This window comes from uncultured Dokdonia sp. (assembly GCF_947492535.1).
In the GTDB taxonomy this organism is placed as follows: Bacteria; Bacteroidota; Bacteroidia; order Flavobacteriales; family Flavobacteriaceae; genus Dokdonia.
The window spans coordinates 1-359 of record NZ_CANLNH010000053.1 but is presented as its reverse complement, the minus strand read 5'-3'; the positions used below and the strand labels follow the sequence as shown (position 1 = coordinate 359).

General features: G+C 39.0%; 1 protein-coding gene. It reads right to left on the bottom strand.

Annotated elements, in window-relative coordinates; genetic code table 11:
* Nucleotides 1–359: hypothetical protein (locus Q1A60_RS21515; protein ID WP_300008517.1), on the bottom strand; the 359-nt coding region annotated here is incomplete at both ends.

Below are 359 nucleotides of genomic sequence, written 5' to 3'. Positions count from 1 at the left end.
TCTGAGATACTTACATTAGACTGATTCGTCACTGTAAATGTATATGTGATTGTCTCTAGTGGATCACTACATCCATCGCCATTTTCATCATTCAGTACACCTACCTTGATAATTGCTATAGCAGTATCTGGATCGATATCCTGACAGATTTCTGTTACTGTTGGATCATCTTCTAGTATACTATCGTCATCTGATAGATCACTTACCATAGTACCGTCTGCTACTACACCTTCTACTGTTGCTTGGTTGGTAAACTGACCAGCATCAATATCATCTTGTGTAATTGCATAACTTCCAGTATACGTCCATGTCTCATCAACATCTAACTCACCATCTGCGTCTGTATCACCATCTACGAA